This window comes from Labrys sp. Lb11, from assembly GCF_057554225.1.
The window spans coordinates 550,550-570,954 of record NZ_BAAJOT010000003.1 but is presented as its reverse complement, the minus strand read 5'-3'; the positions used below and the strand labels follow the sequence as shown (position 1 = coordinate 570,954).

17 protein-coding genes are annotated in these 20,405 nt (G+C 68.3%); 7 read left to right on the top strand and 10 right to left on the bottom strand.

What is annotated here, in order from left to right:
- Nucleotides 1-148 precede the first annotated feature (148 nt).
- The gene (locus tag AC27L4_RS12425; RefSeq protein ID WP_487139914.1) at nt 149-1,942 is read left to right on the top strand and encodes an IS1634 family transposase; all 1,794 of its coding nucleotides are present in this window, start codon (nt 149-151) and stop codon (nt 1,940-1,942) included.
- A gap of 227 nt (nt 1,943-2,169) precedes the next feature.
- On the opposite strand, the gene AC27L4_RS12420 is transcribed toward AC27L4_RS12425, so the two are convergent.
- Both AC27L4_RS12420 and AC27L4_RS12415 read right to left on the bottom strand, forming a co-directional pair.
- The gene (locus AC27L4_RS12420; RefSeq protein ID WP_487142471.1) at nt 2,170-3,330 is read right to left on the bottom strand and encodes a patatin-like phospholipase family protein; all 1,161 of its coding nucleotides are present in this window, start codon (nt 3,328-3,330) and stop codon (nt 2,170-2,172) included.
- Between the two features lie 41 nt (nt 3,331-3,371).
- Nucleotides 3,372-4,121: an acetoacetate decarboxylase gene (locus AC27L4_RS12415; RefSeq protein WP_487142470.1), complete on the bottom strand. Its 750-nt coding sequence runs from the start codon at nt 4,119-4,121 to the stop codon at nt 3,372-3,374.
- Between the two features lie 134 nt (nt 4,122-4,255).
- Here AC27L4_RS12415 and AC27L4_RS12410 point away from each other — a divergent pair, with 134 nt between their 5' ends.
- Both AC27L4_RS12410 and rpoH read left to right on the top strand, forming a co-directional pair.
- Nucleotides 4,256-5,278: an RluA family pseudouridine synthase gene (locus tag AC27L4_RS12410; RefSeq protein WP_487142468.1), complete on the top strand. Its 1,023-nt coding sequence runs from the start codon at nt 4,256-4,258 to the stop codon at nt 5,276-5,278.
- 238 nt (nt 5,279-5,516) lie between these two features.
- Nucleotides 5,517-6,395, top strand: coding sequence for an RNA polymerase sigma factor RpoH (rpoH, locus tag AC27L4_RS12405; RefSeq protein WP_487142467.1), 879 nt, complete (start codon nt 5,517-5,519; stop codon nt 6,393-6,395).
- Between the two features lie 401 nt (nt 6,396-6,796).
- Here rpoH and AC27L4_RS12400 read toward each other — a convergent pair whose 3' ends face one another.
- From AC27L4_RS12400 to AC27L4_RS12385, 4 genes are all read right to left on the bottom strand, one after another.
- A complete protein-coding gene (locus AC27L4_RS12400; RefSeq protein WP_487142465.1) occupies nt 6,797-8,161 on the bottom strand; it encodes a hypothetical protein in 1,365 nt (454 codons plus the stop codon).
- 225 nt (nt 8,162-8,386) lie between these two features.
- Nucleotides 8,387-9,676: an adenylosuccinate synthase gene (locus AC27L4_RS12395; protein ID WP_487142464.1), complete on the bottom strand. Its 1,290-nt coding sequence runs from the start codon at nt 9,674-9,676 to the stop codon at nt 8,387-8,389.
- Between the two features lie 127 nt (nt 9,677-9,803).
- A complete protein-coding gene (locus AC27L4_RS12390; protein ID WP_487142462.1) occupies nt 9,804-10,619 on the bottom strand; it encodes a creatininase family protein in 816 nt (271 codons plus the stop codon).
- Between the two features lie 78 nt (nt 10,620-10,697).
- On the bottom strand, nt 10,698-11,996 hold the full coding sequence (locus AC27L4_RS12385) for an MFS transporter (protein ID WP_487142461.1): 1,299 nt from the start codon (nt 11,994-11,996) through the stop codon (nt 10,698-10,700).
- A 206-nt stretch (nt 11,997-12,202) separates the two neighbouring features.
- Here AC27L4_RS12385 and AC27L4_RS12380 point away from each other — a divergent pair, with 206 nt between their 5' ends.
- Entirely contained in the window at nt 12,203-12,964 is a 762-nt protein-coding gene (locus AC27L4_RS12380) for a sulfite exporter TauE/SafE family protein (RefSeq protein WP_487142460.1), read from the top strand.
- 8 nt (nt 12,965-12,972) lie between these two features.
- Here AC27L4_RS12380 and AC27L4_RS12375 read toward each other — a convergent pair whose 3' ends face one another.
- On the bottom strand, nt 12,973-13,977 hold the full coding sequence (locus tag AC27L4_RS12375; RefSeq protein WP_487142459.1) for a TadE/TadG family type IV pilus assembly protein: 1,005 nt from the start codon (nt 13,975-13,977) through the stop codon (nt 12,973-12,975).
- A gap of 288 nt (nt 13,978-14,265) precedes the next feature.
- Between AC27L4_RS12375 and AC27L4_RS12370 the strand changes: the two genes are divergently transcribed.
- Nucleotides 14,266-15,264 carry a glycosyltransferase family 2 protein gene (locus AC27L4_RS12370; protein WP_487142457.1) on the top strand — a complete coding sequence of 333 codons (999 nt, stop codon included), beginning with the start codon at nt 14,266-14,268 and terminating at the stop codon, nt 15,262-15,264.
- Nucleotides 15,265-15,404: 140 nt separating this feature from the next.
- A complete protein-coding gene (locus tag AC27L4_RS12365; protein ID WP_487142455.1) occupies nt 15,405-17,033 on the top strand; it encodes an acyl-CoA synthetase in 1,629 nt (542 codons plus the stop codon).
- A gap of 32 nt (nt 17,034-17,065) precedes the next feature.
- Here AC27L4_RS12365 and AC27L4_RS12360 read toward each other — a convergent pair whose 3' ends face one another.
- Both AC27L4_RS12360 and AC27L4_RS12355 read right to left on the bottom strand, forming a co-directional pair.
- A complete protein-coding gene (locus AC27L4_RS12360) occupies nt 17,066-18,280 on the bottom strand; it encodes a DUF6600 domain-containing protein (RefSeq protein ID WP_487142454.1) in 1,215 nt (404 codons plus the stop codon).
- 230 nt (nt 18,281-18,510) lie between these two features.
- On the bottom strand, nt 18,511-18,690 hold the full coding sequence (locus AC27L4_RS12355) for a YdcH family protein (protein WP_487142452.1): 180 nt from the start codon (nt 18,688-18,690) through the stop codon (nt 18,511-18,513).
- Between the two features lie 371 nt (nt 18,691-19,061).
- Between AC27L4_RS12355 and AC27L4_RS12350 the strand changes: the two genes are divergently transcribed.
- Entirely contained in the window at nt 19,062-19,244 is a 183-nt protein-coding gene (locus tag AC27L4_RS12350) for a YdcH family protein (protein ID WP_487142450.1), read from the top strand.
- Between the two features lie 349 nt (nt 19,245-19,593).
- On the opposite strand, the gene AC27L4_RS12345 is transcribed toward AC27L4_RS12350, so the two are convergent.
- On the bottom strand, nt 19,594-20,301 hold the full coding sequence (locus AC27L4_RS12345; protein WP_487142449.1) for a DUF1013 domain-containing protein: 708 nt from the start codon (nt 20,299-20,301) through the stop codon (nt 19,594-19,596).
- Nucleotides 20,302-20,405 lie beyond the last annotated feature (104 nt).

Genomic DNA, 20,405 nt, shown 5'->3' with positions numbered 1-20,405 from the left:
CGCGCGGAAACGTCGATTTCGAGGTTTTTTGAGCGCGTAAGTATTTGATCTGATTGAGGCGAGGTTCGCATGTTCTACCGGAATCGGCTGTAGTGAAGACCTAGGCTATTTCCAAGATACGGTTTGGCGTGCATAGATTCATGTCGCCATGTTTCTGCGACGAACCGAGCGAAGGAAGGACGGCAAGACGCACACCTACTGGAACATCGTCGAGAACAAGCGTCTCGACGATGGCCGGGTGGTGCAGCGGCAGGTTTTGTATTTGGGTGAAATCAACTCTTCTCAGGCCGCCGCCTGGCGCAAAGCCATCGAGGTGCTCGATACCGACACCGGCGATCGACAGACGCTGGCTCTGTTTCCGGAGGATCGCTGCCAAGCCGTCGCGGCCGATGCCTCAGTGGTGCAGCTTCGCTTGTCGGAGCTCCGGCTGTGCCGGCCGCGCCAATGGGGTGCCTGTTGGCTGGCCGGGCTCCTATGGCGCGACCTGCACCTCGATCGGTTCTGGGCCGACCGCCTGCCGCCGAGCCGCAAGGGGACACGCTGGGACCAGGTGCTTCAGGTTCTGGTGACCTATCGCCTGATCGCACCGGGCAGCGAATGGCGCCTGCATCGCGAATGGTTCGAGCGTAGCGCTATGGCCGATCTCTTGGGGGCGGACTTCGGGTTGGCCGAGGCGCACAAACTGTATGCCTGCCACGACCTGCTCCTGGCGCACAGGCAGACCCTGTTCGCTCATCTGGCGGAGCGCTGGCGCGATCTGTTCAACGCCCGCTTCGACGTGCTGCTCTACGATCTGACCAGCACCTATTTTGAGGTCAACGCCTCGGATCTGCCCGAGGGCGACAAGCGCCGTCACGGCTATAGCCGCGACAAGCGGCCGGACTGTCCGCAAGTGGTGATCGCCCTGGTCGTCACCCCGGAGGGCTTGCCTTTGGCCTACGAGGTGCTGGCCGGCAACACCGCCGACAGCAAGACGCTGGGGATGTTCCTCGGCAAGATCGAGCAGCAATACGGCAAGGCGCGGCGCGTCTGGGTGATGGATCGCGGCATTCCCACCGAGGCGGCCCTGGCACAGATGCGGGCCAGTGACCCGCCGGTCCAGTATCTGGTGGGAACGCCCAAGGGACGGCTGAACCGCCTGGAAAAGCACCTGCTGGACAAGCCCTGGCAGGAGGCGCGGCAGGGCGTTCAGGTGAAGCTGCTGGCCGAGGATGGCGAACTCTATGTCTTCGCCCAGAGCCTCGACCGCGTCTCCAAGGAACGGGCCATGCGGCGGCGGCAGTTGAAATGGCTGTGGAAGCGGCTCCGGCAGATCGCCGCCATGGCGGTCTCCCGCGAGGAGCTCCTGATGAAGCTGGGCGCCGCGCGCTCCAAGGCGCCGACCGCCTGGCGCCTGGTCGATGTCGACATCGACAAGAACGGCGGGCTGACCTTCCGCCTCGACCGCAAGAGGCTGCGAACCATCAGACGGCGTGAAGGGCGCTATCTGCTGCGAACCAATCTCACCGACAACGATCCCGCGCTGCTATGGCAATATTACATTCAGCTCGTCGCCGTCGAAGAGGTCTTCAAGACCCTGAAAGGCGACCTGGCGATCCGCCCGGTCTTCCACAAGGATGAGAGGCGGATAGAAGCCCACATCTTCATCGCCTTCCTGGCCTATTGCCTGCAGATCACCCTGACCCGCCGCCTCCACGCCCTGGCCCCGGGACTGACCGCTCGAAGTGCTCTGGAAAAGTTCGTTGCCATCCAGATGATCGACGTCCACTTGCCCACCACCGATGGTCGCGAGATCCAGCTGACCCGCTACACCCAGCCCGAGCCCGAGCTCAGCCTCCTCATCAGCCGCCTCAAGCTCCAATTGCCGCCACAGCCCCCGCCCAGAATCACCTCCTCCGTCCTCGCCCAAGCCAGTCGACGTAGTGAAGACCTTTTAGCCTAACCCATTGATCGCCAACCGCGGGGATGCCTCAATCTGCCCCCAATCCGCGAAGACGGGCTAGAGCAAAGCGTGTTCCGGCGGAAACGCCCTTTGCTACAACTCATTGTTTTGACACATCTTTGCGACTTGGCACGATTGCGTCAAATCGCAGGAGGCTCCCGGCGCGGCTTCCGCGCCGGGAGCGGCACGCATCGGAGGGCGGGATTCCTCCCGCCCGGCGCCGCCGCTCAGGTCGGGTCCTCGCGATGCAGGTCATGGACGGCGACGCCGGCCTCGGTGGTCGGCGGCAGCAGCCAGTCGCGGTGGCGCAGGGTGCGCCGCGTATCCTCCAGCCCGGCATCCCAGTGCTCGCGCATGGAGGTGCCGGAGAACTCGTAGTCCTTGGCGTGCCCCTCATAGGTCTTGTGCTGGTAGATCAGGTGCACGATGTTGACGACGCCGGCGTTGGAATAGTCCTCGATGATCGTCCGCTCCTCCTGGCTCAGGAGATTGTCCGGCACCCGCTGCAGCGCCTTCAGCAGCTTCATCTTCAGGCCGTGGGCGCGCTGGAACGTGTCGGTGTTCTGGCGGGTGCGGCTGGAATACATGATGTCCTTGTGGCGGGACAGCACGTCCGGCATCGAGCGCGGCAGCGTGCCGCGGGCGCTGAACAGGTCGACCTGGAACACCAGCGAGCTGCGGTCCTCCTCCTGATCGAGCAGGTATTGCAGCGGCGTGTTGGAGACGATGCCGCCGTCCCAGTAATATTCGCCCTCGATGCGGACAGCCGGCAGGGCCGGCGGCAGCGCGCCGCTCGCCATGATGTGCTCGGGCCCGATGCGCACGGTGTCGGTGTCGAAGTAGACGAAATTGCCGGTGCGGACATTGACGGCGCCGACGCTGAGGCGCTTGCGGCCGTCGTTGAGGATGTCGAAGTCGATCACCGCCTCCAGCGTGTGCCTGAGCTCGGCCGAGTCGTAGAAGCTGGTGGCGCCGTCCGCGCCGGGCGGCTGGAACCAGGGATTGGGAAAGCGCGGCTTGAAGAAGCCGGGCTGGCCCTGGGTCATCGTCATCCACGAGCTCGTCCGGTTGCGGATGTCGCGGAACATGTCGCCCTCGGGCGTGTAGGCCCAGATCTTGCGCCCGGAGACGGTCTGCCAGAACTGCTCGAGCCGTTGCAGCCGGTGGCGCGGCTCGTTGCCGGCGATGATCGAGGCGTTGACCGCGCCGATCGAGACGCCGGAGAGCCAGGTTGGCTCGCAGCCGGCGTCGGCCAGCGCCTGGTAGACGCCGGCCTGGTAGGCGCCGAGCGCGCCGCCGCCCTGGAACACCAGGGCGATCCGGTCATATTGCGCCGAGATTTCCGCGATGGTGGCGCGGGCAGCCTTTTGCGGGTTGCGTTCGAGCACGGCTCAGGGCCTCCGGGCGGACGTCTCGGGCAGGATGGGAATCACGCGAGGGGTGAGGCGAGATAGTCGTGCACCACCTCCCCCAGGCCGAGCGTCAGGTCGGCCCGGAAATGCACGGCGGAGACGACGTCCAGCACCGGCAGGCGCGCGACGTCGGCGGCGACATGCGGGCGCAGGTCGAGCGCGGCCGGCCCCTCCCAGGCCTCCTTCAGCGTCACATCGGTGAGGTGATAGCGCACGAGCTCGCAGATGCGCGGCGTGCCGTCGACATGCGGAATGATCTTGACCAGGAAATTGGGCGCCGTCAGCGCGGCCAGCACCTGGCCATGGTCGGCCGGGCGGTGCTTGTAGCCCATGGTGCCGACGGCGCACAGAACGCTGCCGTAATGCAGGGTGCCGACCACCACCTCGCCCTCATGCACGATCTTCGGGCTGGCGAGCTTCTTGGGGAAGCCCCAGAGTTCGCGGCCGCCGGCGATCGGCGCGTCGTCGTCGAGGTACATCGAATGGACATAGGCGCCGTGCTGGCCGCGGAAGCGGACCGGGATCACCTGGCCGGTCTCGGTGTAGTCGCCGAAGCCGGTCGAGTCCGGCATGCGGATGAACTCGTATTTGACCAGCGGCTCGTCGATCTCCAGCGGAGCCGGCACCACCGCCTCCAGCGCCTCGCGCGTGGTGCGGTAGGTGATGATGACATATTCCCGGTCGAAGAAACGGTAGGGACCGGGCGGGAAGGACGGATTGGTCAGCGGCATCGCGGTGGCGCGCTTCAGGACGTCGGCGATTTCCAAGCAGGTTCCCCATATCAGCGAGCGGGCGGGCTCTGTGTGGCACGGCGTCGTGACAGGCCCGTGTCGGATCGGCGACCGCCATATCGCCGCTTCTGAAACCGGGGCGTTTCGTGCACAAGGAGCGCGGCGCAGGCATGTTCGACGATGGGGCGATGACGCAGAACTTCTCCGAGCCGAGGACTTTCCGGACCGCGGCCTCCGATGCCGGCGAGCGGCTCGACCGCTATCTCGTGCGGCAGGTGGCCGACCTCTCGCGCACCCGTCTCAAGGCCCTGATTGAGGCCGGGCAGGCCATGGTCGACGGTCGGGCCGTCCGGGAGGCCGGGCATCTGCTGCGGCCGGACCAAGCGGTGAGCCTGACCGTGCCGCCGCCGGCGCCGGCAGAGCCGCAGGGGGAGGCGATCCCGCTTGCCATCGTCTACGAGGACGACGACCTGATCGTGCTGGACAAGCCGGCCGGCCTGGTGGTGCACCCGGCCGGCGGCAACGAGACCGGCACACTGGTCAACGCCCTGATCGCCCATTGCGGCGACAGCCTGTCGGGCATCGGCGGCGTCCGGCGGCCTGGCATCGTGCACCGGCTCGACAAGGACACGTCGGGCCTGATGGTGGTGGCCAAGACCGACCGGGCGCATCAGGGCCTGGCGGCGCAGTTCGCCGACCATGGCCGTACCGGGCCGCTGGAGCGGGCCTACCTCGCCTTCGTCTGGGGCGGGGTCAAGCGCCAGGGCACCGTCGAGACCGGCATCGACCGCTCCACCCGCAACCGCGAGAAGATGGCCGCTCTGCCGCTCGGCCGCGGGCGGGAGGCGATCACCCATTATGCCCTGATGGAGAGCTTCGGGGCGCATCACGGCGAACCGGTCGCCAGCCTGGTCGAGTGCCGCCTGGAGACCGGGCGCACCCACCAGATCCGCGTCCATATGGCGCATCTCGGCCATCCCCTGCTCGGCGACGACGTCTATGGGCCGGGATTCCGGACCAAGGCCGCCCTGCTGGGCGAGCCGGCGCAGGCGGCCCTTGCGGCTCTGGGGCGCCAGGCCCTGCATGCCCGTCTGCTGGGCTTCGAGCATCCCGGGAGCAGCCGGCATCTGGTGTTCGAAAGCGTCCTGCCGGCCGATCTCGCCGCGCTGAAGGCGGGCCTGGAGGCGATGTAGGCGGCTCGCGGCGATGCCGGTTTGCGTTCACGTCACCGTGATACCGTTTTTGCATCGCTGGCTATGCAAAAAAGCAACGCCAAATCGCCGCAATTTCCGTCATGATATGCGGTACCGGAAATGAGAAGGCCCCTCTTTACCTAGGGCCTCACGCTTCCTACATCATATCAGAGGTCGTCTGCCGTCCGGGGGCGACCTCGCCGAACTGCCCAGAACGGGGGTTCCTAAGGAGGGTTCGATGGCGTCTGCCGCGCTTCCCGTGATTGCCGCCGAGAGCGGTCTGTCCCGCTATCTCGATGAAATCCGGAAGTTTCCCATGCTCGAGCCGGAGCAGGAGTACATGCTCGCCAAGCGTTGGCGCGAGCATGGCGACCGCGATGCGGCTCACAAACTCGTCACGTCGCATCTGCGGCTCGTGGCCAAGATCGCCATGGGCTATCGCGGCTACGGCCTGCCGATCAGCGAAGTGGTCTCCGAAGGCAATATCGGCCTGATGCAGGCCGTGAAGCGCTTCGAGCCCGAAAAGGGCTTCCGCCTGGCGACCTACGCCATGTGGTGGATCCGCGCGTCGATTCAAGAGTACATCCTGCGTTCCTGGTCGCTGGTGAAGATGGGCACCACCGCCAACCAGAAGAAGCTGTTCTTCAACCTGCGCAAGGCCAAGAGCCAGATCTCGGCCCTGGACGAGGGCGACCTGCGTCCCGACCAGGTGAAGTCGATCGCCAAGTCCCTGGGCGTCGAGGAGCAGGAGGTGGTGGAGATGAACCGCCGCCTCGGCGGCGACGCCTCGCTGAACGCGCCCGTCCGCGAGGACGGCGACGGCGAGTGGCAGGACTGGCTGGTCGACGAAAGCTCCAACCAGGAGACCAAACTCGCCGAGACCGAGGAGCGCGACAACCGCTCGAAGGCGTTGCGCCAGGCGCTGGGGGTGCTCAACGACCGCGAGCGCCGCATCTTCGAAGCCCGCCGCCTTGCCGACGATCCGGTGACGCTGGAGGAGTTGTCCGACGAGTTCGGCGTGTCGCGCGAGCGCGTGCGCCAGATCGAGGTTCGCGCCTTCGAGAAGGTGCAGGCGGCCGTGCGCTCCGGCGTGGCGCGGCTGGAGGCCGTGGCATAACGGCGGCCCAGCGCCCGAGACGGCAAGGGGACCTCCCGGTTCCCGGTGCCGATCGGCGGCATTCCGCGGGTTCCGATCGAACGGGGGCATCTTGCCCCCGTTTTTTATCGTCGGCTGGTCCAGGGACGCCGGCCGACCGGCATGGCCCGGTGGGGGCCGAACGACGGGCCGCGTCCCGGCGTGCACGCGAGCCGGGCCACTTCCGCGATCCGGTTTCGGATGGCCCGGTCGCGGATGCGCCTTGTCAGCGCAACGCAAGCCAGGGCGGGCCTTTCCAGGCTCCGGGATCGCTCGACAAGAGGACGGCCGCTGCCCCGCATCGCCGGCCTGCAGCCGGCGCCCGTCGGTTGCCGAAAGCCGTTTCCGAAGGCCCGGGCAGGGCCGTCAGGACGCTTGGGCCGTCAGGGCTGGGCCGCGCTCTGGGAGCTTTCCCAGCTGCTGAACGCTTCGGCGAAGGCCCGCTCGCCGGGTACGCCCTTCTCGAGCGTCAGGATGGCGCGGCGGCCATTGTCGTAGAGCACGGGCATGTCGATCCAGCCGCGCTCCTTCAGGAGCTGGGCGTTGCGGCCCTTGTCGGCGGGGGAGTCGGACAGGCCGACCAGGAAGAAGCCGTTCGTCACCTTGACCGACAGGCCGGCCAGCGGCAGGCCGCGCTGCTGGGCGTTGGACTTCATCAGCACGCCGGGAATGTTGGAAATGCCGCCATTCGGGAAATCGGGCGGCACGACGAACTGGATCTCCATGGTGTGCGTCGCCGGCAGGGCCGGGTCGATGTTGCGGCGCAGGGTGATCGTCGCCTTGAGCTTGCGCTCGGGGATGTCGAGATCGCCCTTGATGGCGGTATCCATCGGGGCGTTGGCGCCGGCGGAGACGGATTCGGTGCGCCAGGTCACGGTGCCCTGGAAGGCCTGGCCTCGGTTCGGACTGTCGGGTTGCTCCTCGTAGAGCACGGCGGTCTGGGCGACGGTGGCGGTGTTCGGAGCGGCCGGGGTCAGCGGCTGGGCAGCCGTCGAGGGCGCCGGCGTCTCGGGGGCCGGGACTGCTGCGACCTGCTCCTGAGGCTGGGGTTGCGGCGGCTGTGGCGGCGGCGTCTCCGCGGCCGGGGCTGGCTGGCCTGACTCGGGTGCGCCGAGCCGTTCGGTCAGCTTGCCGGAGGCGGCCGGCTTGTCGGCCGGAGCCGGGCCGGAGGCGGGCTGCTGCTGCACGACCGGGGAGGGCAGCTCGCCGGTGTCGCGCTCCATCATCGTCATCACGCCGGCGGCGACCAGGATCAGGACGAGGGCGGTGCCGCCGAGAATGGCAAAGCGCCGGTTGCGTCCGTCCGATGCGGCGGGGCGCCGCGGCGCCGGCGGGCGCGAGCCGTTGGGGCGGGCGCCGTTCGAGCGGCGTCCCTGCGGGGCGATCGGCTCGTCGGCCGGCGGCGGCGCGTGCTCGATCGGCCGGGCGTCGGGCTCGTCGGCATGCGGCTCCCGGCGCTGCGGGGCAGGGGCGGGCGGCGGCGCCGGAGGCGGGGCGGGCGGCCGGGCACCGAGCACCCGCTCGGCGGTCTCGGGACGCAGCATGTCGGTCTCGATACGCCGGATGGCATCCTCGAGCAGCAGCCGTTCCTTGGTGATCTGGGTCTCGGTCAGCGCCGGATCGGCGCTGCGCAGCTGCTTGAGCAGCGCGGTGCGCGCCTTGTCATACAGGATCCGGCGCGCATCGAGGGTGTTCGGCGACAGGTTCTGCACCGCACGCTGGATGGGGGGGAAATAATCCGTCGACAAGGCAGGCAACCCGGGTTGGCGAAACAGCTGTCCGCTTAGGCGGTAAATGGGACCGGACTGAGACGCGGCGGTGGAAATGAAGCCGGCACGGCTCGAACCGCCCGGCCACGGGTGGTTCGGCGCCTTCCGGCTCCCGTCTCCGCACGGGCCGTCGCAGTCTCCTACGAGATGGTCGAGGCCGCCAAATCCCCCGGCGAACCGACCCGCAAATGTCCGCTGCCAGACTTAGACCTGGAACGGGTTCTGGACAAGGATGGTGTCGTCGCGTTCCGGGCTGGTGGAGAGGATCGCCACGGGCGCGCCGATCAGCTCCTCGATGCGCCTGACGTACTTGATCGCCTGCGCTGGCAGGTCGGCCCAGGAGCGGGCATTGGCGGTCGAGCCCTTCCAGCCCTCGATCTCCTCGTAGACCGGCTCGACGCGCTCCTGCGCCGACTGCCCGGCGGGCAGGTGGTCATATTCCTCGCCGTCGAGGCGATAGCGCACGCACACCTTGATGGTGTCGAAGCCGTCGAGGATGTCGAGCTTGGTCAGGGCGATGCCGGTGATGCCGGAGGTGCGGATCGACTGGCGCACCAGCGCCGCGTCGAACCAGCCGCAGCGGCGCGGCCGGCCGGTCACCGTGCCGAACTCGCGGCCGCGCTCGCCGATGCGCCGGCCGATATCGTCGAACAGCTCGGTCGGGAAGGGCCCTTCGCCGACGCGCGTGGTGTAGGCCTTGGTGATGCCGAGCACGTAATCGACGGCGTTCGGCCCCAGTCCCGAGCCGATCGCGGCGGCGCCGGCGACGGTGTTGGACGAGGTCACATAGGGATAGGTGCCGTGGTCGATGTCGAGCAGCGCGCCCTGGGCGCCCTCGAACAGGATGCGGTTGCCGGCCTTGCGCTTCTTGTCGAGCAGGGCGACGACATTGTCGAGATAGGGCAGCACCAGCGGCGCCACCGAGGCGAGCTCGTCATAGAGCGTGTCGGCGCTGATCTCCGGCTGGCCGTTGCCGCGGCGCAGGGCGTTGTGGTGGTTGAGCAGCCGCCCGATCTTGGAGCGCAGTGCGCCGAGATCGGCCAGATCCATCAGGCGGATGGCGCGCCGGCCGACCTTGTCCTCATAGGCCGGGCCGATGCCGCGGCCGGTGGTGCCGATCTTGGTGCCGTCGGTGGCCGACTCGCGCAGGCGGTCGAGGTCGCGGTGCAGCGACAGGATCAGCGGCGTGTTCTCGGCGATGCGCAGGGTCTTGGGCGTCACCGAGACGCCCTGCTCGCCGAGCTTGGCGATCTCGGCCACCAGCGCATGCGGGTCCAGCACCACGCCGTTGCCGATCACCGACAGCTTGCCGCGCACGATGCCGGACGGCAGCAGCGACAGCTTGTAGACCTGATTGCCGATCACCAGGGTGTGTCCGGCATTGTGCCCACCCTGGAAGCGGACGACGACGTCGGCCTGCTCGGACAGCCAGTCGACGATCTTGCCCTTGCCTTCGTCACCCCATTGGGATCCGACGACGACGACGTTGGCCATGGCGTTTCCTCCGGCTCGCTGACGCGACAAAGCCCGGCACGATAACCGGCCGGGCTTTTTGGTGAAATAACGGATCGGACGGGGGGAGTAAACCCTTTCGCAAAGCGCGCCGGCGCGGCCTGCGGCCTCAGTCCCGATCCAGCGGCCCCGGCTTCAATCGCGCCATGTCGAAGCGGTGGAGGTCGCCCAGCAGCTCGATGAAGGCGGCGGCGCCGTGGTCGGCGGAGGCCGTGCCCTGGGCCCGCGTCGCCCGTGCGGCATTGCCGGCGGCGCCGGCCGGGTGGAGGTCCTGCGCCATCCAGCCGAAGCCGCCCGGGCGGCCGGTGCGCAACTGCCGGTAGATCGTCTCCATCTCGTAGGTGGCGGGGCGGAAATCCCGGGCCTCGTCCATCCGCACGGTGTCGGGCCGGAACTCCAGCATCAGCGCCGTCTCGATCTCGCCGGCATGGATGCCCAGGCGCATCTCCTCGGCCGGGAAGGCGCCGTCAGGGTAGCCGAACATGTGCCAGGAGGTGAAGGCGGCCAGCATGCCGTGGCGCACGCGCAATTCGCGCGCCACCACATCCATCACCGCCATGTTGCCGCCGTGCGAGTTAACGATTAGCAGCTTGCGCACGCCGGCCCGGTGCACGCTTTCGCCGATCTCGACCCAGCTGCGGATCGCCGTCTCGGCCGAGATGCTGATCGTGCCGGGGAAGGCGAGGTGCTCGTTCGACTTGCCGACGGTCTGGATCGGCAGGAAGGTCGCCGGGACGTCGTCGGGCACCAGCGGGATGACGCGGTCGAGATAGCCCTGCATGATCATGCTGTCGACGCCGACCGGCAGATGCGGGCCGTGCTGCTCGATGGCCGCGACCGGCAGCACCGCGATCCAGGACGCGGTGTCGCCGGTACGGAACTCCTCGGTCGTCATCTCGAACCAGTGGCGGCGGGGCAGGGGCATGGCGTGATCCGGCTTGGCTTGGTCCCCCGGTCTACGCCCAAAGGGCCGGCCGGCAAAGGCCGGCGCCGCGCTGACCGGTCAGCGCGGCGAGGCGCGCAGGAGCCAGAGGCCGACGCCGCAGCCCAGGACGCACAGCGCCAGCACGTAATAGAGATGCGCCAGCGGGTTCAACGCCAGGAGCAGCGGCACGACCAGCGGTGTCAGCCCGCCGAACACCGCATAGGCGACGTTGTAGGAGAAGGACAGGCCGGAGAAGCGCACCGCCGCCGGGAAGGCGCGGACCATGACGAAGGGCACGCCGCCGACGACGCCGACGCAGAGGCCGGCAAGGCCGTAGAGCGGGATCAGCAGCGCCGGGTCGGTGCCGATCCGGGTGTAGAACAGGAAGACGCTGACGCCGAGCAGCAGGCTGCCGACCAGGAAGAAGAGCCCGGCTCCGATCCGGTCGATGAGCGCGCCGGCCAGGACGCAGCCGGCCGTGAGGCAGAGCGTGGCGAAGCTGTTGGCCTCCAGCGCCCTTGCCAGCGAGATGCCCTGCTTCTGCAGCAGGGCCGGCGTCATCAGGACGACGACGACGATGGCGGCCGACAGCAGCCAGGTCAGCAGCATCGATACCACCACGGCGCTGCGATGGTCGCGCAGCACCGCCTTCAGCGGCAGTTCCGCCGCCAGCGCCTTGCGCCGCTGCATCTCGCGGAACACCGGCGTCTCCTCCAGCAGGAGCCGGAGCCGCACCGAGGCGAGGCCGAACACGCCGCCGAGCAGGAACGGCAGCCGCCAGGCCCAGCCGGCGATCGTCTCGGGAGTGAAGGCGGCGTTGACGGCGCTGGCCACCAGCGAGCCGAGCAGGATCCCGGCGGTCAGGCCAGCCGTCAGCACGCCGCAGGCGAAGCCGACGCGGTTGGCCGGCACGTGCTCGGCGACGAACACCCAGGCGCCCGGCACCTCGCCGCCGATCGCCGCGCCCTGCAGGATGCGCAGCAGCACCAGCGCCAGCGGCGCCCAGGCTCCGGCGACGGCGTAGGTCGGCAGCAGGCCCATGCCGAGCGTCGAGACCGCCATCAGGAAGATGCTGAGCGTGAACATGCGCTTGCGGCCGAGGCGATCGCCGAAATGCGCCATGACGATGCCGCCGAGCGGCCGCACGAGATAGCCGACGGCGAAGATGCCGAAGGTCTGCACCTGGCGCAGCCAGTCGGGAATGTCCGGCGGAAAGAACAGCTGCCCGACCACGGTGGCGAAGAACACGAAGATGATGAAATCGTAGAATTCGAGCGCGCCGCCGAGCGAGGCCAGGGCCAGGGTGCGGTAGTCGCCGGCGGCGAGCGGGCGCTTGGGCAGGAGATCGGCGGCGTGGGGGATGTCGGTCGTGGTCATGGCCTTGGCCTCGTCGGCACCGGGGCGACGCGTCCGGTGCCCGGAGTGTGCCCTCTTAGGCAGAATTCCCCGAAGCTGCCAGGGGCGGGCGGCGCATCGACGGCGATAATTCGCTTTCCCGGCCTGAAAATCGTCGCGAAGCCTCGCCTGGCACGGCGCACGGTGCTAGGCAATCGTTTCCCCCGCCGATCCTCGAGTCTCCCCCGATGCTGTCCGATCCCCTGTTCTGGCTTGTGGCCGTCCTTGCGGTGACGGTGGTCGGCGTCTCCAAGGGCGGATTCGCCGGCCTGGGCGTGCTGGGCGTGCCGCTGCTCGCCATCGTCATGTCGCCGGTGAAGGCGGCGGCGATCCTGCTGCCGATCCTGATCCTGCAGGACTGGGTGTCGCTCCTGTCCTATCGCCGCTCCTTCGACAAGCGCGTGTTCCTGGTGCCGCTCGCCGGGGCGATCGTCGGCACCGTCGCCGGCTATCTGCTGGCAGCCTATGTCCGGGACGGGCATGTGCGGCTGATCGTCGGCCTTATCGCGCTCGCCTTCGCCCTCAACTGGTGGATCGGGCTGGTGCAGAAGCGGGCGGAAGGGCCGAAGCCGGGGGACGGCGCCGGCTTGTTCTGGGGCGTGGTCGCCGGCTTCACCTCCTTCGTCAGTCATGCCGGCGGGCCGCCCTACCAGATCTACTCGCTGCCCCAGCGCCTGGAGCCGGGACTGCTGGCCGGCACCACCGCCTGGTTCTTCGCCATGATCAACCTGATCAAGGTCTGGCCCTATTTCATGCTCGGCCAGTTCTCGAGCGAGAACCTGATGCTGTCGGCGGCACTGGCGCCGGTGGCCGTGGCCTCGACCGTCTTCGGCGTCTGGCTGGTGCGCCGCGTCGACGCCGCCAAATTCTACCGCATCATCTACGGTCTGCTGGTGGTGGTCGGCGTCAACCTGGTCTGGGAGGGCGTGCGCGGCACTTTCGGGATCTGAGCGCCCCCTCAGTTGGTCAGGCGGACATTGTCGGCGTCCGGCGTGGTGCAGGCCGACACGATGGTGAAGCCGAAGTCCTGGCTGGAGAAGCCGCCGCCGTCCTCCCACTCCTGCTTGGCGCCCCTGGTCTGGCACGGCATCATGGTGGCGATCGGCACGACGACGCCGTGCGGCTGCTGCTTGCCGTCGACGAAGAGATATTCGGACGTGTTCGGGTCGTCGGTGCGGAAGACGGAGTCGAACGTCGCCGAGCCGGAGGTCGAGACGCACTTGACGTTGGTGTTGGTCGATTGCGACGACTGCTTGTAGCCGGGCGCGCAGCTCGCCTTCTTCACCGACATCTTGAAGTAGACCTTGTCGTAGTCGCCGAGCTGGATCGGGCCGGATGCGAGCGACAGGTTGAGGCCGGCCGCGGTCACCGTCTGCAGGCCCGGACCGCTGATGGTGGCGGTGCCGACCCCGATGCCGCCGTCGCTGACGAGGTTGGTGGGCTGGTAGGTGATCGTCGCCAGGGCGGTGTCGGTGCTCGCGCCGGGACGGTGCACGTAGAGGCCGATCACCTTGTACCAGTAGCCCTTCACATAGGTGACGGTGACGTTGGCCGTGGTCGGCTTGTAGCCGGCGAGGGCCGAGCCCTGTGCCTTGTAGGGGATCGACAGACGGCCGACGATGCCGCCGAAGACCGTGCTCTGCGCCCCGTCGACCGAGGCGCGGACCTGGAAGGCGTCGGGGTTGGACGTGTCGACCACGAGGGCGCTGGCGACGGAACCCGGCTGCAGACCCTGGGAGAGCATGGCGGTGAAGGTGGCCTGGGCCTTGGCGGCCCCGCGCTGTCCCGCGGCGGCGATCAGCGCCGCGTCGAGTACCTGCTGGTCGTGCTGGCGCGCCTTGGCCGCCAGGCCGTAGTCCACGCCCATCGCGACCACCGCCAGGATTGGTACGAGCGCCGCGGCGAACAGGGGGAGGACCGAGCCGTCCTCGGCTTGCAGGAAGGTCCGTAGCGAAGAGAGCATGAGAGCGGTCCAAGCAATGGTCCGCTTCTACCAGCTCAATCATGAACGAGATGTTGCCGTCGCTCGGATCAAGGATCTCTATTCATGGGAACATGGAAAATATACAGTATTTTCCTAAGATTTTCATGATCCCGGTCATCGCCTCACGGCCGTCCGCCATGCTTCGGCCCTGCCGGGGTGCCGCGCCGGATTGACCGGCGATTAACCCGGGCGCGCCATCATCGCCCCGCCCGGCGCCGATGCCATGCCGCGGCGCCGGGCGGGGCGAGCCGCAGGGAAGGGGCCTCCGTGTCCGACACAACCGCAGTCCGGCCGCGCTATTCGCTGGTCGTGCCGATCTTCAACGAGGAGGCGGTGCTGCCGCTGCTGCTGCACCGGCTCGACCAGCTCCTGGCCCGGCTCGACGCGCCGGCCGAGGTGATCTTCGTCGACGACGGCAGCCGGGACTGCAGCCCGATCGTGCTGGCGGCCCGCGCCCGCGACAATCCGCGCTACAAGTTCATCGGATTGTCGCGCAATTTCGGCCATCAGGTGGCGATCACCGCCGGCATGGACCGGGCGAGCGGCGATGCCGTCATCGTCATGGATGCCGACCTGCAGGATCCGCCCGAGCTGGTGCTCGACATGATCGCCAAATGGCGCGAGGGCTATGAGATCGTCTATGCCCAACGCCTGAGCCGGGACGGCGAGGGCCGTTTCAAGAAGGCGACCGCGGATCTGTTCTACCGCGTGCTGAACCGGCTCGCCTCGGTCGAGATCCCGCGCGATGTCGGTGACTTCCGGCTGATCGACCGCAAGGTGCTCGATGCCTTCTCGACCATGCGCGAGCGCGACCGCTTCGTCCGCGGCATGTTCGCCTGGATGGGCTTCCGGCAGACCGCGGTGACCTTCCGCAGGCAGCCGCGCGCCGCCGGCGAGACCAAATATCCCCTGCGCAGGATGCTGCGGCTGGCCGCCAACGGCATCGTCAGCTTCTCCGACGCGCCGCTGCGCCTGGCGCTGTGGATCGGCATGGGCGTCTCGGTGCTGGCGATGCTCTATGCCGCCTATGTCGTGGCGATGTGGTTCAGCCAGGCCCATCTCGTGCCCGGCTGGAGCTCCACCGTGGTGATCACGGCGCTCCTGTCGGGCATCAACATGCTGATGACCGGCATCATGGGCCTCTATGTCGGACGCATCCACAACGAGGTGAAAGGCCGGCCGCTCTATCTCGTCGACCAGCGCATCGGCTTCGACGAGGGCGCCGAGGCGCGGACGGGCGAGCGGCGCCTGCGCCAGTTGTCCTGACCGGCGGGCGGCGGCCCGTTCCGCCACAGCCGCGCCCGGCCCGGCGGCGCCATCGTGAAATGCCGACGACCAAGGCTATTTCAACGCGCCGGGACAGCGGGTAGCCTCTCGGGCAAAAGACGAATCCGGGAGAGACTGCAATGGCCTCGACACCCTATGACCTCGACCTCGACCGCACGCCGGCCAACCACCAGCCGCTGACGCCGATCTCCTTCCTGGAGCGGGCGGCCCAGGTGTTCCCGGACCGTACCGCCATCATCCACGGCGACGCCCGCGTCGACTACCGTACCTTCTGGGCGCGTTCGAAGAAGCTCGCCTCCGCCCTCGCCAGGCGCGGCATCGGCCGCGGCGACACGGTGAGCGTGATGCTGGCCAACACGCCGGCCATGCTCGAATGCCACTACGGCGTGCCGATGACGGGCGGCGTGCTCAATACGCTCAACACCCGGCTCGACGCCGCGGTGCTCGCCCATTCGATGGACCATGGCGAGGCCAAGGTGCTGATCACCGACCGCGAGTTCGCCGGGGTGATGCGCGAGGCCCTGGCGCTGGCCAAGGTCAAGCCGCTGGTGGTCGACTATGACGACGTCGTGGCGCCGACCCGCGGCGACCGTCTCGGCACGCTCGACTACGAGGCGCTGGTGGCCGAGGGCGACGAGGCCTTCGAATGGCGCCGGCCGGACGACGAATGGGACGCGATCTCGCTCAACTATACCTCCGGCACCACCGGCAATCCCAAGGGCGTCGTCTACCACCATCGCGGCGCCTATCTCACCGCTCTGGGCAATGTGCTCAGCGGCGAGATGGGGCGGCACCCGACCTATCTGTGGACGCTGCCGATGTTCCACTGCAACGGCTGGTGCTTCCCCTGGACCATCTCGATCCTGGCCGGCATCCATGTCTGTCTGCGGCAGGTGCGGGCGCCGGCGATGTACGAGGCGATCGCCGCCCACAAGGTCTCGCACATGTGCGGCGCGCCGATCGTGATGTCGACGCTGATCAACGCCAAGGCCGAGGACAAGCGTCCCTTCGACCATCGGGTGGCGTTCATGACTGCCGCCGCCCCGCCGCCCGAAGCAGTGCTGGCCGGCATGAAGGCGGCGGGCTTCGAGGTGACGCATCTCTACGGCCTGACCGAAACCTACGGCCCGGCCGTGGTGAACGAGTGGCAGGGAGCCTGGAACGAGCTCGACGCCGCCGGGCAGGCCGCGAAGAAGGCGCGGCAGGGCGTGAACTACGTGCCGCTCGAGGCCGTCGACGTGATCGACCCGGCGACCATGCTGCCGGTTCCCGCCGATGGTGAGACCCTTGGCGAGGTCATGTTTCGCGGCAACATGGTGATGAAGGGCTACCTCAAGAACCCGAAGGCGACGCAGGAGGCGCTGGCCGGCGGCTGGTTCCACTCCGGCGACCTCGGCGTGAAGCATGACGACGGCTATATCCAGCTCAAGGACCGGTCCAAGGACATCATCATCTCCGGCGGCGAGAACATTTCCTCCATCGAGGTGGAGGATGCTCTCTACAAGCATCCGGCCGTGCAGGCGGCCGGCGTGGTGGCGCGGGCCGACGAGACCTGGGGCGAGACGCCCTGTGCCTTCATCGAGCTGAAGCCCGAGGCGAACGCAACCGCCGAGGAGCTGATCGAGTGGTGCCGGCAGAAGCTGGCCCGCTACAAGGTGCCGAGGCACGTGGTGTTCACCGAGTTGCCCAAGACCTCGACCGGCAAGATCCAGAAGTTCAAGCTGCGCGAGATGGCTGGCCGGCTGTAACCTCGGCGCATGGCGCGAAGGGCCGGGCCCGGTCAGCGGATGACCGGGCCTCCCTCGATCGGCAATGGCCGGCGGGGCCTGCCGGGCGGCAAGCGGCTCGAGCCCGGCGGTGGCTGCAGGACCGGGCGACCGCCGGGAAGCGGCTGCAGGTCGCCGGGACGGTGCGGGCGGGGCGGGCGGAAGCCGCCGCCGGGGCCGGCAGCGGGCCCCTGGACCCGCGGCGGCCAGGGGCGCGGCGGGCGGACGTCGGGAACGATCACCGGCCCTCGGACGATCCCTTGCGGGATACCCTCGACCGGCGGCGGGCGCGGCCCAACCCGCAGCGGCGGTGGCGGATCCGGCAGCGCCCTGGTCTCGCGCAGCGCCTGCGGCCGGGCCCGGCGCGGCGCGGGCGGTGGCTGGGACACGATCGCCCGGGGGTCGGCTGCCGGCGCAGGACAGAGCGCGGCATTGGCGAGCGTGATCGGCGCGCCGGACGACACGGCGCCGAGCAGCGTGATCCAGTCGCCGAGGAAGGCGGCCGGCCATGGCGCGACCGGGCCGGGGTCGACGTCGACGGCGGCGGTGCCGGGCGGCGGCTCGACCGCGAAGACGGCGATGTTGCGGACGATCTTCACGGTGGTGACGAGCGTGGTGGCCCGGAAGGCCGCGGCGGGCGCGGGAGCGGGCTCGGCCGTGCAGCGATTGGCCAGCTTCTCCGTCTCGATGAAGGTCCACTGCTTGTCGGATTCGAAGGCGGCGACCGTGGTCTCCTGCTGATCGCCGGCCGGCGGCGTCGGCGCCCAGCCGGTCCAGGGGCCGCCGGTGCGCCAGATCACCCAGGCCGGGCTCCATTCTATGCCGGGGACCCAGACCCAGCCGGCATCGGCGTCGTGGGCCCAGCGGCCGTAATGGTGCACGATCCGGCCCCAGGGCGTGGCGTCGTCGTACATCCAGCCATAGGTGCGGTCGTAGACCCAGTTGCAGGCGGGGTAGGGATGCCAGCCGGGCGGCAGCGTCGTCGGGCGCCAGACGTCGCCATAGCGCTCGGAATAGATGTAGCCGCCATATTGGTTCAGCACCCGCCTGAAGTCGTCCAGGGTCGGCGGTACGCCCTGGGCGATCGCCTGCGGGGCGGCGGCATGGGCCGCCCCGGGAATGGCCGCGGCGGCGAGGACGGCTCCGATGAGGGCGAGGACGATGAAGATGAGCCCGTCACGCAGGCCACGGGCGAAGCTCGGCAGATATCGGTGCGACGGCTTGGGCATGGGCCTCTCCGCTCATCGGCATCCAGCATGACATCGGATCAAGGCGGGCGTCTGTGCGCCCAGGCACGGTCCTGGCAGCCGCAGGCGTCCCGGCAGCGGCGGGCGGCGGCGACGGAGCGATCGGAGATGCGCCGGAGGGAGGCTCGGGCTCCGCTTCCTTTCAACAAAAACCGCCGGCCAGGACGTCCCGGACCGGCGGCGTGACAGCAAGAATTCTCTGCAGTGGTTCTTCAGTGCACCGTCATTGTTTTTTTCAACCGAGTGATCTCGTCTTTCAACGCTAACTTTTTGCGCTTGAGCTCCGCGATCTTGAGATCGTCGGAGGACGGATGAGCCATAGCTTCGACCAGTTCCGACTCAAGCGCGTGGTGCTTGCGTTCGAGTTCGACCAGATGCGACTCCACGGGCATAGACGGCCTCCTTGTGTCACCCTACGGACCCGCTGACCCTGTCACAAATCGGTCAAGCTGTCGAGGCGATCGAATCGCGCCGTGCACGAGGCTTCGAACGCGCGGAGCAGCGGTTTCGTCTGCGAAAACAGATCGTTGCGTATTGGTTCCCGCAACGGCCGGGCCGAGACTCTGCCTGCCGCAGCACTCCCGGCGTCCCGGGACGTCGAGGCCGGCTGGACACCGGCGCGGCCGGCTTCTCTTGGGGGAGCAGGGGGTATTGCGCCCGTGGCTGCGTCTTGCGGCGCACGGATACGGGCGGCATAATCTGGCGTGCAAGGCAGGGGGGCGACGGCGTGGGACAGCGACTGACCGAAGAGGAAGAGGTCGCCATGCAGATCGAACTCGGCCGGTTGCGACAGGATCATCGCGACCTCGACGCGGCGATCCTGGCACTGGAGCAGGTCGGTACGCCCGATCGCCTGCAATTGCAGCGTCTGAAGAAGCGCAAGCTCGCCCTCAAGGACCGCATCGCGTTTCTGGAGGATCAACTGACCCCCGACATCATCGCCTGAGAGTTTGCTCGCGAACAAGTGCGTCGCGCCCTCCGGGAGGCACTCCCTCTCAGCCGTCATGGCCCCGGACTTGATCCGGCCATCTCGTAGGAGAACACGGCGATTGGGGCTATTATCACCCGTTTCTGTGCCGTTGCGTGCGCGTGGATGGCCGGATCAAGTCCGGCCATGACTCTTGAGAGGGCGTCGCCCTTTTCAGCAGCAGCATGGTCCGGCTCCATCTTGGCGCCTATGGGACCAAGTCCGGCCATGACGCCCGCGGTGTTCGCTTCTTGGCGAACTGCCCCTGAGAGCCGGTCCGAGGCAGGTGAGCGTGCCCGCCGGAACCGCCGTCCGGCAAAAGGGCTCCTCAGTCCTTCTGCTTCAGGCCCTTGAGCTTGGCGAACACGCTGTCGACGTCGATCTGCTCCTCGCGCTCGGCCATGCGGCTCGGCATGGCGGCGAAGGGGTCCTCGGTCCGCGGCGCGCGCTCGGCGGGGCCGGTGGTGATCTCGGCCGGCAGCAGCGTGGCGCCGCTCTCGATCTCGGCCGGCTTGTCCTTGGAGGCGCGGTTGACCTCGAAGTCGAGATCGATCTGCGAGCACAGGCCGAGCATCACCGGATCCATCGGGGTGAGCTGCGCCGTGTTCCAGTGGGTGCGGTCGCGGATGGCGGCAATGGTGGACTTGGTGGTGCCGATCAGGCGCATCAGCTGCGCATCCTTCAGCTCCGGGTGATTCTTGACCAGCCAGAGGATGGCGTTCGGACGATCCTGGCGGCGCGAGACCGGGGTGTAGCGCGGCCCCTTCTTCACCTTGGCGACGGCGATCTTGGTCTTGGGCTCGGCCAGCTTGAGGCGATACCGCGAATCGCGCTCGCCGCGGGCGATCTCCTCGCGGGTCAGCTGGTTGGAGGTCACCGGGTCGAGCCCCTTGATGCCGGCGGCGACCTCGCCGTCGGCGATGCCCTTCACCTCGAGCGGGTGGAGCTTGCAGAAATCGGCGATCTGATCGAAGGTCAGCGCCGTGTTCTCGACCAGCCAGACGGCGGTCGCCTTGGGCATCAGCGGGGCGTTCATGGTGCCTCTCCTTGAAATCGTCTTCAGGCAAGGGCTGCCGCCGCCGCGCTCCGGCCTCCCGGAACGAAGCCCGACGCAAGCCTGATGTCGGGAATTCGGCTTAT

Coding starts and splice junctions, on each gene's coding strand:
- AC27L4_RS12425 (WP_487139914.1), top strand. CDS start 149: ATGTTTCTGCGACGAACCGAGCGAAGGAAGGACGGCAAGACGCACACC.
- AC27L4_RS12410 (WP_487142468.1), top strand. CDS start 4,256: ATGTTCGACGATGGGGCGATGACGCAGAACTTCTCCGAGCCGAGGACT.
- rpoH (WP_487142467.1), top strand. CDS start 5,517: ATGGCGTCTGCCGCGCTTCCCGTGATTGCCGCCGAGAGCGGTCTGTCC.
- AC27L4_RS12395 (WP_487142464.1), bottom strand. CDS start 9,676: ATGGCCAACGTCGTCGTCGTCGGATCCCAATGGGGTGACGAAGGCAAG.
- AC27L4_RS12390 (WP_487142462.1), bottom strand. CDS start 10,619: ATGCCCCTGCCCCGCCGCCACTGGTTCGAGATGACGACCGAGGAGTTC.
- AC27L4_RS12385 (WP_487142461.1), bottom strand. CDS start 11,996: ATGACCACGACCGACATCCCCCACGCCGCCGATCTCCTGCCCAAGCGC.
- AC27L4_RS12380 (WP_487142460.1), top strand. CDS start 12,203: ATGCTGTCCGATCCCCTGTTCTGGCTTGTGGCCGTCCTTGCGGTGACG.
- AC27L4_RS12375 (WP_487142459.1), bottom strand. CDS start 13,977: ATGCTCTCTTCGCTACGGACCTTCCTGCAAGCCGAGGACGGCTCGGTC.
- AC27L4_RS12365 (WP_487142455.1), top strand. CDS start 15,405: ATGGCCTCGACACCCTATGACCTCGACCTCGACCGCACGCCGGCCAAC.
- AC27L4_RS12360 (WP_487142454.1), bottom strand. CDS start 18,280: ATGCCCAAGCCGTCGCACCGATATCTGCCGAGCTTCGCCCGTGGCCTG.
- AC27L4_RS12355 (WP_487142452.1), bottom strand. CDS start 18,690: ATGCCCGTGGAGTCGCATCTGGTCGAACTCGAACGCAAGCACCACGCG.
- AC27L4_RS12350 (WP_487142450.1), top strand. CDS start 19,062: ATGCAGATCGAACTCGGCCGGTTGCGACAGGATCATCGCGACCTCGAC.
- AC27L4_RS12345 (WP_487142449.1), bottom strand. CDS start 20,301: ATGAACGCCCCGCTGATGCCCAAGGCGACCGCCGTCTGGCTGGTCGAG.